The sequence below is a fragment of the Cellulosilyticum lentocellum DSM 5427 genome (genome assembly GCF_000178835.2).
In the GTDB taxonomy this organism is placed as follows: Bacteria; Bacillota; Clostridia; order Lachnospirales; family Cellulosilyticaceae; genus Cellulosilyticum; species Cellulosilyticum lentocellum.
In genome coordinates this window covers 2,835,727-2,851,566 of sequence record NC_015275.1, presented here as the reverse complement: position 1 = coordinate 2,851,566, position 15,840 = coordinate 2,835,727, and the positions used below count along the sequence as shown (strand labels likewise).

At 35.2% G+C, this 15,840-nt stretch carries 10 protein-coding genes and 1 other annotated feature; of the genes, 9 read left to right on the top strand and 1 reads right to left on the bottom strand.

What is annotated here, in order from left to right:
* The first annotated feature begins 27 nt into the window (after positions 1-27).
* The 3 genes from CLOLE_RS13055 (at position 28) to pheT (ending at position 5,458) form a co-directional block, all read left to right on the top strand.
* Positions 28-1,569 (top strand): cellulase family glycosylhydrolase, encoded by a 1,542-nt coding sequence (locus tag CLOLE_RS13055; RefSeq protein WP_013657594.1) that lies wholly within the window; start codon positions 28-30, stop codon positions 1,567-1,569.
* A gap of 105 nt (positions 1,570-1,674) precedes the next feature.
* Positions 1,675-1,905 (top strand) — a binding site (T-box leader).
* An 82-nt stretch (positions 1,906-1,987) separates the two neighbouring features.
* Positions 1,988-3,007 carry a phenylalanine--tRNA ligase subunit alpha gene (gene pheS / locus CLOLE_RS13050; RefSeq protein WP_013657593.1) on the top strand — a complete coding sequence of 340 codons (1,020 nt, stop codon included), beginning with the start codon at positions 1,988-1,990 and terminating at the stop codon, positions 3,005-3,007.
* A 24-nt stretch (positions 3,008-3,031) separates the two neighbouring features.
* Positions 3,032-5,458 (top strand): phenylalanine--tRNA ligase subunit beta, encoded by a 2,427-nt coding sequence (gene pheT / locus CLOLE_RS13045; RefSeq protein WP_013657592.1) that lies wholly within the window; start codon positions 3,032-3,034, stop codon positions 5,456-5,458.
* A gap of 71 nt (positions 5,459-5,529) precedes the next feature.
* On the opposite strand, the gene CLOLE_RS13040 is transcribed toward pheT, so the two are convergent.
* Complete coding sequence (locus tag CLOLE_RS13040) at positions 5,530-6,384, bottom strand: helix-turn-helix domain-containing protein (RefSeq protein ID WP_013657591.1); 855 nt, start codon at positions 6,382-6,384, stop codon at positions 5,530-5,532.
* Positions 6,385-6,513: 129 nt separating this feature from the next.
* Here CLOLE_RS13040 and CLOLE_RS13035 point away from each other — a divergent pair, with 129 nt between their 5' ends.
* The 6 genes from CLOLE_RS13035 to CLOLE_RS13010 all read left to right on the top strand — a co-directional run bounded on the left by CLOLE_RS13035 (position 6,514) and on the right by CLOLE_RS13010 (position 15,821).
* On the top strand, positions 6,514-8,604 hold the full coding sequence (locus CLOLE_RS13035; RefSeq protein ID WP_013657590.1) for a glycoside hydrolase family 3 C-terminal domain-containing protein: 2,091 nt from the start codon (positions 6,514-6,516) through the stop codon (positions 8,602-8,604).
* A 49-nt stretch (positions 8,605-8,653) separates the two neighbouring features.
* Positions 8,654-10,162: a sialate O-acetylesterase gene (locus CLOLE_RS13030; protein ID WP_013657589.1), complete on the top strand. Its 1,509-nt coding sequence runs from the start codon at positions 8,654-8,656 to the stop codon at positions 10,160-10,162.
* Positions 10,163-10,185: 23 nt separating this feature from the next.
* Complete coding sequence (locus tag CLOLE_RS13025) at positions 10,186-10,596, top strand: DUF3237 domain-containing protein (RefSeq protein ID WP_013657588.1); 411 nt, start codon at positions 10,186-10,188, stop codon at positions 10,594-10,596.
* 350 nt (positions 10,597-10,946) lie between these two features.
* Positions 10,947-12,695, top strand: coding sequence for a sensor histidine kinase (locus CLOLE_RS13020; protein ID WP_013657587.1), 1,749 nt, complete (start codon positions 10,947-10,949; stop codon positions 12,693-12,695).
* Positions 12,696-12,697: 2 nt separating this feature from the next.
* Positions 12,698-14,326, top strand: a complete 1,629-nt coding sequence (locus CLOLE_RS13015) for a response regulator (RefSeq protein WP_013657586.1) — start codon at positions 12,698-12,700, stop codon at positions 14,324-14,326.
* A gap of 142 nt (positions 14,327-14,468) precedes the next feature.
* Positions 14,469-15,821: an ABC transporter substrate-binding protein gene (locus tag CLOLE_RS13010; RefSeq protein ID WP_013657585.1), complete on the top strand. Its 1,353-nt coding sequence runs from the start codon at positions 14,469-14,471 to the stop codon at positions 15,819-15,821.
* The last annotated feature ends 19 nt before the right edge of the window (positions 15,822-15,840 follow it).

Below are 15,840 nucleotides of genomic sequence, written 5' to 3'. Positions count from 1 at the left end.
AGTATATAGGAAGTAAGGAGGCGTCTTATGAAAATAGGGAAGAAAGTAACAAGTTTAGCATTAAGTGCTTTAATGGCTGTAATGATAGGAATGCCTAGCACATTAATGGCTGCTACAGCAAAATCAGATGATGATTGGTTAACAACTAAAGGGAATAAGATAGTTGATCAAGATGGAAATGAAGTATGGTTAACGGGTACTAATTGGTTTGGATTTAATACAGGAACCAATGTATTCGATGGTGTATGGAGCGTGAATATGAAAAAGGCTTTAGATGAAATGGCTAACAGGGGGATTAATCTCTTACGTATTCCTATCTCTACTCAGCTGATTTATGAATGGAAAAATGGTACGGCAAAAAAAGCGAATGTCAATGAATATGTTAATCCAGAACTGGCTGGTATGAGTAGTTTGCAGCTATTTGATGAAGCGGTTAAGATGTGCAAGGCAAATGGTATGAAAATCATGTTAGATATTCATAGTGCAGAGACTAATGCTATGGGGCATATTTATCCGGTTTGGTATGACGAGGCTCATCCTATTGAAATGTACCATGAAACACTAGAGTGGTTTACAGAGCGTTATAAAAATGATGATACGATTTTAGCTATTGACCTTAAAAATGAACCTCATGGAAAACCAGGACAAGATAAAGTATGGGCTAAATGGGATAATTCAACAGATGAAAACAACTGGAAGTATGCAGCTGAAACAGCTGCTGCTAAAGTATTAGCTATTAATCCAAATTTACTTATAGTCATTGAAGGTGTAGAAGCTTATCCAATGGAAGGATATGACTATACTACGCGTGATGAATATATGAAACCTCATTACTATTACAATTGGTGGGGGGGGAATTTAAGAGGTGTTAAAGACTATCCTATTGATCTAGGTGTCTATCAATCACAAGTGGTGTATTCACCTCATGATTATGGTCCACTTGTTTATGCACAACCATGGTTTGAAAAAGATTTCACAACAGAAACACTTTATGAAGATTGTTGGGGAGATAACTGGGCTTATATTAATGAAGAAGGCATTGCTCCTTTACTAATGGGTGAATGGGGTGGCTTTATGGATGGCGGCAAAAATGAAAAATGGATGACTTTATTAAGAGATTATATGATTAAAAATAAAATTCACCACACATTTTGGTGCTATAACGCTAATTCAGGAGATACAGGAGGATTAGTAGGCTATGATTTTGCAACCTGGGATGAAGCCAAATATGCTTTCTTAAAATCAGCTTTATGGCAAAATGCAGAGGGAAAATTTATTGGCTTAGATCATGAAGTAGCATTAGGAAATAAGGGTATTACAGTAGCAGCTTATTATAATGGTACACAACCTGAAAATCCAGGTGAAACCGGTATAAAAGGGGATTTAAACGGTGATCAAAGTATCAATTCTACCGATTATGTACTACTAAAAAGACACTTATTAGGAGTAAGCCTATTAACAGATATAGCATTAAAGAGTGCAGATGTTGATGAGGATGGGGCAGTTAATGAGGGAGACTTATTAAAACTAGAAAGCTATCTACTTGGAAATAGTGATAGCCTGCAATAAATATACAGATGGCATCTAATGAATCGTTAAGGACATAGAAGTTGCAATAGTACTACTTGACAAAAAACGGATAGTGAGTACAATAATAACTAATATGTTTATACATGAAAAGCGAAGAAGATGCATAGTAGAAAAGTAAGACCCAATAGAGAGAAGGTATCACCGGCTGCAAGTACCTTTTGGCAATCTTATTTTTTGAATTTCACATTGGAGCTTTATCTTTGAAATGATTAAAAGTAGAAGATAACGGTGGCAACGTTAGAGCTAATTGAGTGTTTATACCTTTGGTATAAAAATTTGGGTGGTATCGCGGAGACTATAAGCTTCGTCCCTTTTTGGGGGCGGAGCTTTTTTATTTTGTTTTCTCATGACGAGCCATTACTGATTCATTAAGTGAAAATAAGAAAGGAGTTTTACAATGAAAGATAAATTAGAGATGATCAAACATAGTGCCATTACTAGTATTGAAACAGCTAATAGCCTAGCAGTTCTTGAAGAACTTCGTGTACAATACCTTGGTAAAAAAGGTGAATTAACAGCGGTTCTTCGTAATATGAAAGATTTAAGTAATGAAGAAAGACCAGTTGTTGGTCAAATTGCCAATGAGGTAAGAGCAGACATTGAAGCAAGTCTTGCTAATAAAAAAGTAGCCTTAGAATCAGCTGAGCAAAATAAGAAACTTCAAGAAGAAGTATTAGATATCACTATGCCAGGTAAAAAGTTAAACCTTGGTCATATGCATCCACTTCAAAAAACATTAGAAGAAGTACAAAATATTTTCCTTGGAATGGGTTATGAGATTGTAGAAGGCCGTGAAGTAGAAACAGCTTACTATAACTTTGATGCCCTTAACTTAGGAGAAGAACATCCAGCACGTGATGAGCAAGATACCTTCTATTTTAATAGTCAACTTGTTCTTAGAACAGCAACTTCTCCTGTTCAAGTACACACTATGGAAAGTGAAAGTTTACCTATTCGTATGATTGCACCAGGTCGTGTTTATCGTTCAGATGAAGTAGATGCTACTCACTCTCCTGTGTTTAATCAAATCGAAGGTCTTGTGATTGATAAAGATATTACCTTTGGTGACCTTAAAGGTGTGCTTGCAGAGTTTGCAAAAGCACTATTTGGGGACAAAGTAGAAGTTAAATTTAGACCTCACTATTTCCCATTTACAGAACCAAGTGCAGAAGTAGACGTTTCTTGCGTTATGTGTGGTGGTAAAGGTTGTAATGTATGCAAAGGTTCAGGTTGGATTGAAATTCTGGGCTGTGGTATGGTACATCCAAAGGTGCTTGAGATGGCTGGTATTGACCCTACTGTATACCAAGGTTTTGCTTTTGGTGTAGGACTTGAGCGTATTACTATGCTTAAATACGATATTAATGACTTAAGATTATTCTACGAAAACGATATTCGTTTCTTATCACAATTCTAAGGGAAGTAGAAAGGAGAAAATCAAATGAACGTACCTATGTCCTGGCTTAAACAATATGTAGATATAGATGTAGATATAAAAACTTTTGAAGACGCAATGACAATGTCAGGCTCAAAAGTAGAAGCAGTAGAAGAAAGCGGTAAAGAAATTACCAAGGTAGTGGCAGGTAAAATTATTGATGTTCAGCCTCATCCTAATGCAGATAAACTCCGTATTATGCAAGTAGATGTAGCAGGTGAAAGGCCACTTCAAATTGTAACTGCAGCAACAAATGTGAATTTAGGTGATGTAGTACCTGTTTCTCTTGATGGAGCCACTTTAGCAGGAGGTCTTAAAATCAAAGCAGGTAAGCTTAGAGGCGAACTTTCAGAAGGAATGTTTTGTTCAGTAGAGGAACTTGGCTTTAGTGAAGAAGATATTGAAGATGCACCACATAATGGAGTATATATCTTCCATAATGATATTAAACTAGGTTCAGATGTAAAACCTCACTTTGGTCTTGGTGAACAAGTCGTAGAATATGAAATCACATCAAACCGTGCAGATTGCTTTAGTATTCTAGGGATTGCAAGAGAAGCAGCAGCTACCTTTAAGAAACCTTTTAAATTCCCAAGCATTACAGTGGAAGAAGTAGGTGGTAATGCAGCTGAGATGGCTTCTATTGCTATTGAAAATGAAGACTTATGTCCTCGTTATGCAGCGAGAATTATTAAAAATGTAAAAGTTGGTCCATCACCAAAATGGTTAAAAGACCGTTTGCTTTCAGCAGGTCTTCGTCCAATTAATAATATTGTTGATATTACCAATTATATGCTTCTTGAATTTGGTCAACCAATGCATGCATTTGACTATGATAAATTAGCAGGACATGAAATTCATGTTCGTAATGCAAAAGCAGGCGAAAAATTCGTTACCTTATTTGAAGAAGAAAAAACATTAGATGAAAGTATGCTTGTGATTGCAGATGCTGAAAAAGCAGTAGCTATTGCTGGTGTTATGGGCGGAGAAAACTCAAAAGTAACTGAAGAAACAACAACCATTCTTTTTGAATGTGCTAACTTTAATGGTTATAGCGTACGTCAAACTTCGAAGAAGTTAAATTTAAGAAGTGATTCTTCAGTAAAATATACAAAAGGACTTGATCCAAATAATATTACACTTGCACTTGAACGTGCGGCGCAGCTTATTAATATGACTGGTGCAGGTGAAGTGGTAAGTGGCAAAATTGATATTTATCCAAGAAAAAGAGAAGTCCTAACCATTCCTTACGATGTAGAATGGATCAATAATTTCTTAGGTACTGAAATCCCAGAAGATGAAATGGTAGCTTATTTTGAGTCAGTTGAGTTTGCTGTAGATAAAGATGCTAAGACAGTCACTATTCCTACTTTTAGAAGTGATATAACTATGATGGCAGACTTAGCAGAAGAAGTAGCAAGATTATATGGTTATGACAAAATTAAACCAACACTTGAAAAAGCAGAACCTACAAGAGGGGCAAAAACTTTTGAACAAATCACATATGATCAAATTAGAAGCGTCATGAGTAGTTATGGCATTTATGGTGCTTTAACTTATTCTTTTGAAAGTCCAAAAGTATTTGATAAACTTTGTATTAAAGCAAATAGTCCATTAAGAGATGCTATGAAGATCACTAATCCACTTGGAGAAGACTTCAGCATTATGAGAACAACCAGCTTAAATGGTATTTTAACTTCTCTTTCTACTAACTTTAATAGAAGAGTAGAAGAAGCTGCTCTTTACGAGATTGGTAAAATCTATGTGAAACAACCTGTTACAGAAGAAGTTATTACAGATGTTAAACGTCAAGGTGAGAACTTATTACCAGCAGAAATTAAGAAACTAACAGTGGGAGCTTATGGTAAAAATACAGATTTCTTCTCTATCAAAGGTATGATTGAAACCTTAATGGGACAGCTTCATATTGAGAATATCGAAGTGATTAGAAATAGCGAATTAGATTACATGCATCCAGGTCGTACAGCGACTCTTTTAATTAATGGTAAAAATGCTGGTTTCTTTGGAGAAGTACATCCACAGGTAGCTAAAAACTATAATTTAGATACAAGAGTATATATGGTAGAATTAGACCTTGAAACCATGTTAGAAGCGATTAATCATGATGTTACTTTCAAAGCCCTTCCTAAGTATCCAGCTACTACAAGAGATATTGCAATGCTTGTAAGTAAGGAAACTCTAGTAGGTGAACTTGAAAAAGTGATAACCCAACGTAGCGGTAAGTTACTTGAAACAGTTGAACTTTTCGATGTTTATGAAGGTGCTCAAATTGAAGTAGGATATAAATCAGTAGCATTTAAACTGACTTTTAGAGCAGAAGATCGTACTTTAACAGATGAAGATATTCAAAAAGTAATGAAAAAGGTGCTTAACGGTTTAGAAATGAACTGCGGAGCTAAGTTAAGAGATTAATAGAATACAAAAGCGTTATAACACAAGTAAGCTGAGTGTTATAACGCTTTTTGTTTTGAAAAGTAAAAGCTCTATTTATAAAGCTTTTTAAAATCAGTAGGGGTACAACCTTTCACAATATTAAACATCCGAATAAAAGCTGAAAGACTTCCAAAACCTGACTGAAGAGCAATTTCAGTTACTGTTAATTCGTTGGCTAATAGTAGCTTTTCAGCATGGTAAATACGTTGCTGATTAAGGTATTTATAAAAAGAGATATTGGCAAATAGTTTAAAGAGCCTTGAAAAGTGGTATTTGCTAAAGCCGGATAAAGAAGCTACAGCATCTAAGGTTAAAGCTTCTGTGCAGTGTTCATTAATATAGGTGCAAATAGCAATGAATTTCTCTGCATATTCTTTCTCTTTGGAGTTTGATAGCTGCTTAGTTGTGGTGGAACGATTGCAATTGCGTCCTAGAAGAACGAGAATTTCTATAAAATAAGCTAGCATGATAGAGGAACAAAGTGATGCATTAGTAAGTGATTCTTGTTTAATCAAAAGCAATAATTGATAAATGCCTGGATGTACTTGTGGATGGGTCGCCTCTGTAATAAGTAAAACAGGGGCAAGAGGTGCTAGAGCAGCTTCTAATTCTTGATTATTATAGATTTGATTATAATTGGCTTGTAAAATAAGCCGTTCTCCCCTATTGGGAGCTTTCATACTATGTAGACAACCAGGAAATACAAAAAGAATATCCGTTTCATTTAAGGTATAGACGCAATTATGGCAAGTAACTTCGTAAGTATTCTCAATCGGCATAATGACTTCAAAGGCAGAATGCCAATGCTTAGGATAGTCTTCATTCACGCGATTATCATAAAGTAAAATACCAGTGGAAGAATCAAAAGTTATTTTTTCTTGAAAACCATGTAGTTCTGGTAACATTTTTCACTCCTAAAATAGCAATTTTTTTGTGTTAAGAAGCAATTACTGATAAGAAAACAAATGACTCATTTGTTATAGTTTAATTATAGTTTAACATAAAAATTCAAGAGTGCAAAAGGAGAATAATTGATGAATAGAGAAGATGCAATAAAGAAAGCAAAAGCATTAGTTGCCGAAATGACATTAGAGGAAAGAGCAAGTCAGCTAAAGTATGATTCACCAGCTATCAAGAGACTAGGTGTACCTGCTTACAATTGGTGGAATGAAGCTTTACATGGTGTAGCAAGAGCAGGAGTTGCTACTAGTTTTCCACAAGCCATAGGTATGGCGGCTACCTTTGATGATGAGTTGCTTAAGAGAGTAGCAGAAGTGATTGCTGAAGAAGGAAGAGCTAAATATAATGCTTATAGTCAAGAGGGAGATCGCGATATTTATAAAGGACTTACATTTTGGTCACCTAATGTAAATATTTTTAGAGATCCAAGGTGGGGAAGAGGTCATGAAACTTACGGAGAAGATCCTTATTTAACGAGCCGACTAGGTGTTGCTTTTGTAAAAGGATTGCAAGGAGAAGAAGGACTTAAGACGGCTGCATGTGCCAAACATTTTGCAGTGCATTCAGGACCAGAAGCCGATAGACATCATTTTGATGCAAGAGTAAGTCAAAAGGATTTATGGGAAACCTATTTGCCTGCTTTTGAAGCTTTAGTAAAAGAAGCTGAAGTTGAATCTGTAATGGGGGCATATAATCGTACAAATGGAGAGCCTTGTTGTGGTAGCCCAACTCTAATGAAAGATATTTTAAGAGAGAAATGGGGCTTTCAAGGGCACTATGTTTCAGATTGTTGGGCCATTAAGGATTTTCATGAACATCATATGGTGACGAGTACAGCCCAAGAGTCTGCAGCTCTTGCTTTAAAATCAGGTTGTGATTTGAATTGTGGTAATACCTATTTACATATTTTAATGGCTTATCAAAATGGGCTGGTGACAGAAGAAGAGATTACAACAGCAGCTGAAAGGTTATTTACAACTCGCTATTTGCTTGGGTTATTTGATGGCTCAACATATGATGCTATTCCTTATGAAGTGGTAGAATCTAAACCACATCTTAGTGTGGCAGATGAAGCAACAGCTAAAAGTATCGTATTACTTAAAAATAATGGGCTATTGCCACTTAATAAAGAAAGTATTAAAACAATAGGGGTTATAGGACCTAATGCAAATAGTAGAAAAGCATTAATTGGTAACTATCATGGCACCTCATCCCAGTACATTACAATTTTAGAAGGTTTACAAAAAGAAGTGGGAGATGAAGTGCGTATTCTTTATTCAGAGGGTAGTCATCTTTATGCAGATCGTGTAGAACCTTTGGCTTATCAAAGAGATCGCTTATCAGAAGCAAAGATTGTTGCTAAGCATAGTGATGTGGTTATTGTGTGTGTAGGTCTAGATGAAACGTTAGAAGGAGAAGAGGGCGATACAGGAAATGCTTATGCCTCTGGAGATAAGAGAGACTTAGCACTTCCAGAACCACAACAAGAGCTAGTAGAAGCTATGGCAAAGATGGGGAAACCGGTCATTTTATGCTTAAGTGCAGGAAGTGCTATTGACCTTCAATATGCAGACGCACATTATGATGCAGTACTTCAAGCATGGTATCCAGGGGCAAGAGGTGGACAGGTGATTGCAAAGGCACTTCTAGGAGAAATCGTACCTTCTGGTAAACTACCTGTTACATTTTATAGAGATTTATCTGGGCTGCCTGCTTTTGAAGACTATAGTATGCAAGGAAGAACCTATCGTTATATGCAAGAAGAAGCACTTTACCCATTTGGATATGGATTAACTTATGGTAAATGTAGGATAGAAGAAGCAAGCTATGATCAAGGAAGCTTAAGGGTGCTTGTTCATAATGAAGTAGACTTTAAGCTAGAGGAGGTTGTACAACTCTATATCAAGAATTTAGACTCTGAGTTTGCGGTACCTAATCATAGTTTATGCGGCTTCAAACGGGTTTCACTAGAAGCCGGAGAAACCAAAGAAATACAGATTAATGTTTCCCCTAATGCTTTTAAAGTGGTGAATGAACAAGGTGAATGGATACAAGGTGGTAAAGTCTTTGAGCTTTATGTAGGTTTTGGTCAACCTGATGAACGTACTTATGCACTTACAGGAATGAGGCCAACTAAAATAATGGTTGAATTTTTAGGTGAGTAAGAAAGGTTTTAACGTTTATTAATAAGTTGCAAATCAAAGGAGAAAGTTCATGAAGATAGCAGAGATTTTTGGAGATTACATGGTGATTCAAAGAGAAAAACCCTTTGTGATTTGGGGGAAAGGAGAAGAAGGAGCCACTATTACTGCTGTAATTGGAGAATATAGAGGTGTAGGTAGTGTTAAAGAGGGAAAATGGCAAGTAACCATACCCCCTATGCAAGCTACCTTTGAAACTGAGATAGAGATTACTTCTGCGGGAAGTCAAGAAGAAGTTTATAAGATTAAACATGTGGCCATAGGAGAAGTTTGGCTTGCAGGAGGACAGTCTAATATGGAGTATTTTTTACGCTATGATCATGAGTGGGAAAATACAAAGAAAAGGTCCTTTAATCCAACTATTCGTATGTACAATTGCAAACGTCTAGCGTATGAGAAGCAAGAAAAAGATGTCTTAGACAGTGGGTATTGGTTTGATGAAAGAAGCACAGCGTGGGAAACCTTTTCTGCTCCAGGATATCATTTTGCTAGTGTATTACAAGAAAACTTACAAGTACCTATTGGGATTATTGGATGCAACTGGGGTGGCTCGACAGCAGCCACATGGTTAGATACGGACTATTTAAAAGTACCTGAGTTAAAGGTGTATTTAGAAGAGTACCAAGAGGCTTATGGGCTTTATAGTAAAGAAGAATATCAAGAAGCAGTAAAAAGAGCAGAGGCGGTACATCTTTCACCAGAAAGAGAAATAGAATGGCGTCAAATGATGTATGGACTTACTTGGCAACAACAACAAGTTTGGATGGAAGAACACAAAGATGAACCAGTTGAACCTATAGGACCTTTATACTTTAATCGACCTGGTGGACTTTATGAAATGATGCTACAAAAAATAATACCTTATGGCATTAAGGGGGTTATTTGGTATCAAGGTGAAACAGACACAGGACATCCACTGGTATATGATAAATTATTTAGTAGCATGATAACATGCTGGCGAAGAGATTGGCAGGAGGAATTACCATTCTTATTTGTACAACTTGCACCATTTAAAAGATGGTTACAGTGTACGGGTGAGGGGTATGCAGAACTAAGGGAGAGTCAGCAACGCGTAGCAGATACAGTACCACAGGTATATATGAGTTCTATTATGGATTTAGGAATGGCAGATGATATACATCCGAAAAAGAAAAAAGAAGTAGGGGAAAGATTAGCCTTACTTGCTAGAGGAAAAGTATATGGGCAGGAAATACTTTGTGAATCACCAAGGATTAGCAAGATTAAAAGAGAGAAAAATAAACTTGTTTTAGAATGCTTAAACTGTGGCGAGGGATTAAAAAAGGAAAGTGAAGATTTTTCAGCTTTACAAGTATATGCAAAAGGAAAGGTCGTTCACTTAATAAATATAGACATCCAAAAGGAGTGGATTAACATTCAGTTGCCGGAGGATGTAGAAACCCCCATAGAAGTAAGATATGCTTTTGGTGACTTTGTAGAAGCAGATATTTATAATAGTGCCCAACTCCCTTTATGTCCTTTCCGTGGAGTATTAACTGAATAAATAAGAACTAAAAGAGGTGTAATATGTGGTTAGAAGCAGAAGAAATAATGCAGATTAAGGTGAAGTGTAGTGAGACCTTAGCCGTAGGAGATGGAGGCTCTGGGCATTTAAATGTAATTCCTATTATAGGTGGTGTTGTAACGGGAAAGTATCAGGGGATAGTTATTCCTGGTGGTGCAGATTGGAGTATGATAAAAAGTAATGGGGCACATGCTTTTGCTAAGTACTTACTTCAGATGGAAAATGGAGAGTATATAGCCATTGAAAATGCAGGGGTTTTAAATAGAGATACAGCGCTTATACGTACAACTCCAAAGTTTTATGCGGATGAAGAAGGAAGCTATAGCGAGTTAAATAAAGGTGTTTATGTGGCAAGCTTAGAAACTGAGGTAGAAGGATATAACGTGATGATTCGTATTTATAAAATGAGGTAGTTGTGTGGAAAAAGAAAAGCAGATCATCAGATTAAAGCATAGTGACAAGAAAATAAAAAGTAAGAATGGTTTATGCACTTCTTTGGTTGAAATTGATGGGAGATTAAATACATAATAATAAAATTATTGGAAATTTTATTATAAGAATATACACAAAATACACAAAAAAACAAAGAAATATACCATGTTGCTATTCAAAATGCTATTTTAGAGATAGTATTAATAGGAAGCACTTTGTGCAAGTGAGAATGTTTTTAAGAAATAACATTGAATCTGCATAAGGTGCTTTTTTATTAGATTAAGACTATCAAAAGAGAAGACAAGGAGAAAAGGCAGGGAGGATGACGCACATGAAGCAAAAGTTCAGAATTAAAATTGCCATCATTTACTTTGTCATTGTAGGTGTCATTATAGGAAGTTACTTTATTGCATTTAAGGCAATTTATATGAGCCATGAACTAAAGGTAATGGGAGAAGAAAGTGTTAATACACTACAAACTATGAAGACAGTTACACTGGCTATTATTGAAACAGCTAATAATTATTCAAAGATATTATTAGCAGATGAGGATATTCAGGAAGTTCTTAAGTCAGGTGATATCTATAGCAATGTACCAGGCCAATTTAAGGTGGCTAAAAAAATCTATGGCATTTTACAATTTGCGAATGAAATAAATGGGGTATACTTAATTGATCAAAAAGACCAAATTTATTCCGTAGGTGCAAGAGAAGACTTGGTTGGAAAATTAACGAACAAAGAGCAAATGGGATGGTATCAATCCGTTATTGAGAAGAATGGAAATTATATTTTATCGTTAGATAGCCCAGATATTGTGCGAAAACCCTTAAGTAATCAAGTTTCACTTATTAGAGTTTATAAAGACTTAAAAAACTTTCGAAATAGAGGCGTCTTATTTGTAAATATTAATAGAACAGCCTTTCGAAATACATATAAGGAAATATTAAAAGAAGATAGAGAACAGATTATCTTTTTAGATGAGCAAAATAGAATTATATGCCAAGATGGATTAACGATATTACAAGCTGAAGAAAGGGAGATGTTTTTAAATAAGTTAGGCAGTGCCAAAGAAGGTACATTAAAAGAGGTGTTTAAAGATGGGGATAAGAAATACTTAGTGACAGGAGTAGTAATTCCCACAGAAGGATGGAAGATTATTCGCCTGCAGCCCACAGATATGAGACAAGAAAGCTTTGAGGTATTATCAGCGAATATATTATTAATGCTTCTAAGTGCGTTTTTTATTTTAATGGGAACTATACTGGTAGCTAATTTAATTACTGTACCTATTTCTCACTTACTTATTTCTATGAAGAGTGCAGAACGAGGAGAATTTACTAAAGTAAAGTATAAGCCTTTTTTTGATGAGTTTCGTTATCTTTTTGAAGGCTATAATCAACTGCTTGATAAGATCAGCTTGCTATTAGAACAGACTATTGAGAAGCAAAAGAAGATACGAAAAGTAGAACTTAATGAAATGCAAGGACTAATGAAACCTCACTTTTTATACAATACCTTAGATTCTATTCAAGCACTGGCCATGTTAGGTGAACTAGGCAAGGTGTGTGAGACAGTAGAAGCTTTAGGTGATTTTTATAGAAGAAGTGTTAGTAAGGGAAGAGAATTGTTAAGTATAGAGGAAGAAGTGGCTATTGTAGTAGATTATATCAAGATTATGAAAGTGCGTTTTGAGAACTTATTTGAAGAAACAATTGAAGTGGAGCCTTGTTGCAAGAACTATTTAATTCCTAAACTTACTTTACAACCTTTAATGGAAAATGCCATTCATCATGGATTAAGAGAAGGAACAGAAAAAGGAGAATTATATATTGGGATAAGACGAGAGAAAGAATGGATTCATCTATGTATTGCAGATAATGGTTTTGGAATACCTGTAGACTTACTGAGTGAACTTAAATCAGATCCAGGATGCTATAAAGGTAAGAGCTTTGGACTAAGAGGAACCATAGAAAGAATGAAAATTATTTATGGTGACAAGTTTAAATACGAAATAACTAGTAAAGCAAATGAATTAACAGATATTAGTTTTTATGTGCATATTGAGGCATTGGAGGGATAGGTGTGGAAAGGTTAAAGGTAATTTTAATAGATGATGAGACCTTGATTCGAAAATTACTTCGTATGAAGATTGATTGGGAAGCATTGGGGATGGAGGTAGTAACTGAATTCTCAAGTTCGAAGAAGGCCTTAGAGGAAGTACAGGAATGGAACCCAGATATTATTATTACAGATATTTGCATGCCGGGAATAGATGGTATTGAGTTTAGTGAAACATGTATTAATCTAATGCCTAAAGTAAAAATTATTATATTAACTGGTCATGATGAATTTAATTATGCTATGAGAAGTATCAAAATTGGGGTGTCAGATTATATTTTAAAGCCCATTAAAGCAGAAGTTATTACACAGACTTTATGGAAAACAAGAGAGAAGATAGAGAAGGAAAAGAACTATCAAGTAGAATATGAGAAATTAGCGGCTCAAATTGAAGAGAATTTACCTCTTTTTCAAGAAGGCTATTTAAATCAAGTATTACTAGAACCTGTAACCTCCGAAGTATTTAGTAGGAAGATGAAATTTTATCAAGTTGACATACATCCTAATGCACAAGAGATACAGGTTGCATTAGTTGAAATGAATCAGGTAAATAAGGAGAATATAGGAAATGAAGAAGATCAAAATGAAATGATTTTACATATGAAAGCAAGAAAGTTAATAGAAGAATTCTTTTCTGGGGATGCCTATATTTTATTTTGTCGAGATGGATTTGGAAGAATTGTTATTATGTCTAATAATCCTGATTTGCCCTTAAATGAATGTCTAGAACTTCTTAGAAAAATGTTAATTACACGATTAAAGTGTTACATAAGTATTGGGGTAAGTTGCAAGAAAGAAGATTATAGTCAAATTTCTACGGCCTATAAAGAGGCAGTAGAAGCACTTAATTATAAGATGGTAGAAGGAGAAAACTGTATTATTTACTATGGGGATTTAGCGACTAGCACAAGTTACTTATCTGTAGAACAAGAAAAGATATGGAAAGAAATAAAAATTTATGTAAGTGCGGGTAGAAAGGAAGAGGCCGAAAAAAGTGTGCAGAGATTGTGGGAGCATTTTATAAGAGACAAGTATAAAAGCACTCAGCAAACACCTCATTTATTAATAGAGATAATTTCTTGGTGTTTTAATGAAGCTATAAAAAATGATTTACCAATTCAAAAGCAATTTTCGAAAAAATTGTGCCAGGTTTATGAAGACCCTATTGAAATGGTAGCCTTTAGGGATGAAATTCTAAAATACATAGGCATGCTTACAACAGAGATAGCTGCTAAGGATGAAAAGAAAAATAGTAGTCTAGTACAAGGTATCTTAAATTATATGTTACAAAATTTAAGTAGCCCAGAACTCAGTATGAATCAAGTGGCAGATCAATTTTACATTAGCGCAGGCTATTTAGGAAGACTACTAAAGAAGAATACAGGCAAGACCTATGGAGAATATTTGTCAGAAATACGCTTTCAAAAAGCCAAGGATCTATTAATAACAACAGAGTTAAAGGCGTATGAAATAGGTGAAGCAATAGGAATATGTGATCCACATTATTTGAGCATATGGTTTAAAAAAATGAGTGGAGATTCGCTGAGTGAATTTAGACGTAAGGGTAAGGTTCAAAAAATGAAAGTTTATTAATAAACGTGTTGGAATAGTGAATGATGCAGTAGTGATAGTGAATTAATTTTTATATAAATCTTCTATATAATTAAATCAAGTAGTAACAATTGTTTTGTACAAAACGATACAAAAAAGTGATATGAGAGAATGGGGGATATATATGAAAAAGCATTTAAAAAAGCTATCCGCACTCCTTTTAATGGGAAGTATGGTAATGGGTTTAACGGCATGTAGTAAGACACAAGTGCCCAAGGAAGAAGCAGATCAAAGTACAAGTACCGAAAACAAAGATACAAGTAGTCAAACACAAGATGAACCAATTACAATTACTTTATGGCACCAATCTGTATCAGATACAGACCCAGTAAAACGTATTATTGAGGAATCTGTAGAAGAATATCATGAACTTCATCCTCATATTACTATTGTTCAAGATGGCGTAACAGGTGAACAATATAAGACTAAAATTAAAACAGCTTTTGCAGCAGGAGAGGCTCCAGATATTGCTTATATGTTTGGTGGTGGAAGCTTTGTAAAACCTTATATCGATGCAGATTATTTATTACCTATTGACGAATATCTAACCGAAGAAACAAAATCTAAGGTATTAGATGGTATGTTGGAAAACTGTGTGTACAATGGCAAAACTTATACATTACCTACGATTACTTTCTTAGCAAACTTATACTGCAATACCGAAATGTTTGAAAAAGCAGGAGCAGATTATCCAACAAACTGGACAGAATTACTTGAGGCTTGTGAAAAGCTTCGTGCTGCAGGTTATACACCTATTCTTTTAGGTGAAAAGGATACATGGCCAGGTATGTACTGGTATGACATTATTTCTGCAAGACAAGCAGGAAATCCAGCTTTATTAGAAGCATTTAAAGATCCTTCTAAATTTAATAGTGAACCATTTATTAAAGCTGCAGATAAAATGCAACAATTAGTAAAGGCTAATGCCTTTAATGAGAGCATGTTAAGTATGAGCTATAGTGAAATGGTAGATGGTTTTGCAGCAGGTCAAGGTGCTATGATTTTTCAAGCAAACTGGGTACATCCAACATTCGAAGATGAAGAAGCTGTAACTAATGGCAAAGTAAAAGCCATTGCTTTCCCTATATTTGAAGATGGAAAAGGTACAGCAACAGAGTTTTCTGGTGGTGGAACAGATGGATACTATATTAATGCTAAGACTAAACATCCTAAAGAAGTGGCAGAATATTTAGCTTATTTGAGTGAAAAAATAGGACGCGAAGGCTATTTAGATAATGCAGGACTTGCTTGCTGGGATGTATCAGACTTAGATACAAGCAGTGTGTCTACTTTAGCTAAAGAATCAGCAGCTCTTATGGAGACAGGAACCTCATATATTACATGGTGGGATAATATTTTACCAGCAGATAGTTCAGAAGACTACAAGAATCTAGTAGCAGAATTACTCGCACTTAAGATTACACCTGAACAGTTTGCTGAGAGAATGTCAAAATTAAATCCAACAGAACTTCAGTAATTGAAGTGACTAAATAGGG

Coding starts and splice junctions, on each gene's coding strand:
- CLOLE_RS13040 (WP_013657591.1), bottom strand. CDS start 6,384: ATGTTACCAGAACTACATGGTTTTCAAGAAAAAATAACTTTTGATTCT.
- CLOLE_RS13020 (WP_013657587.1), top strand. CDS start 10,947: ATGAAGCAAAAGTTCAGAATTAAAATTGCCATCATTTACTTTGTCATT.
- CLOLE_RS13030 (WP_013657589.1), top strand. CDS start 8,654: ATGAAGATAGCAGAGATTTTTGGAGATTACATGGTGATTCAAAGAGAA.
- pheS (WP_013657593.1), top strand. CDS start 1,988: ATGAAAGATAAATTAGAGATGATCAAACATAGTGCCATTACTAGTATT.
- CLOLE_RS13025 (WP_013657588.1), top strand. CDS start 10,186: ATGTGGTTAGAAGCAGAAGAAATAATGCAGATTAAGGTGAAGTGTAGT.
- CLOLE_RS13010 (WP_013657585.1), top strand. CDS start 14,469: ATGAAAAAGCATTTAAAAAAGCTATCCGCACTCCTTTTAATGGGAAGT.
- pheT (WP_013657592.1), top strand. CDS start 3,032: ATGAACGTACCTATGTCCTGGCTTAAACAATATGTAGATATAGATGTA.
- CLOLE_RS13055 (WP_013657594.1), top strand. CDS start 28: ATGAAAATAGGGAAGAAAGTAACAAGTTTAGCATTAAGTGCTTTAATG.
- CLOLE_RS13035 (WP_013657590.1), top strand. CDS start 6,514: ATGAATAGAGAAGATGCAATAAAGAAAGCAAAAGCATTAGTTGCCGAA.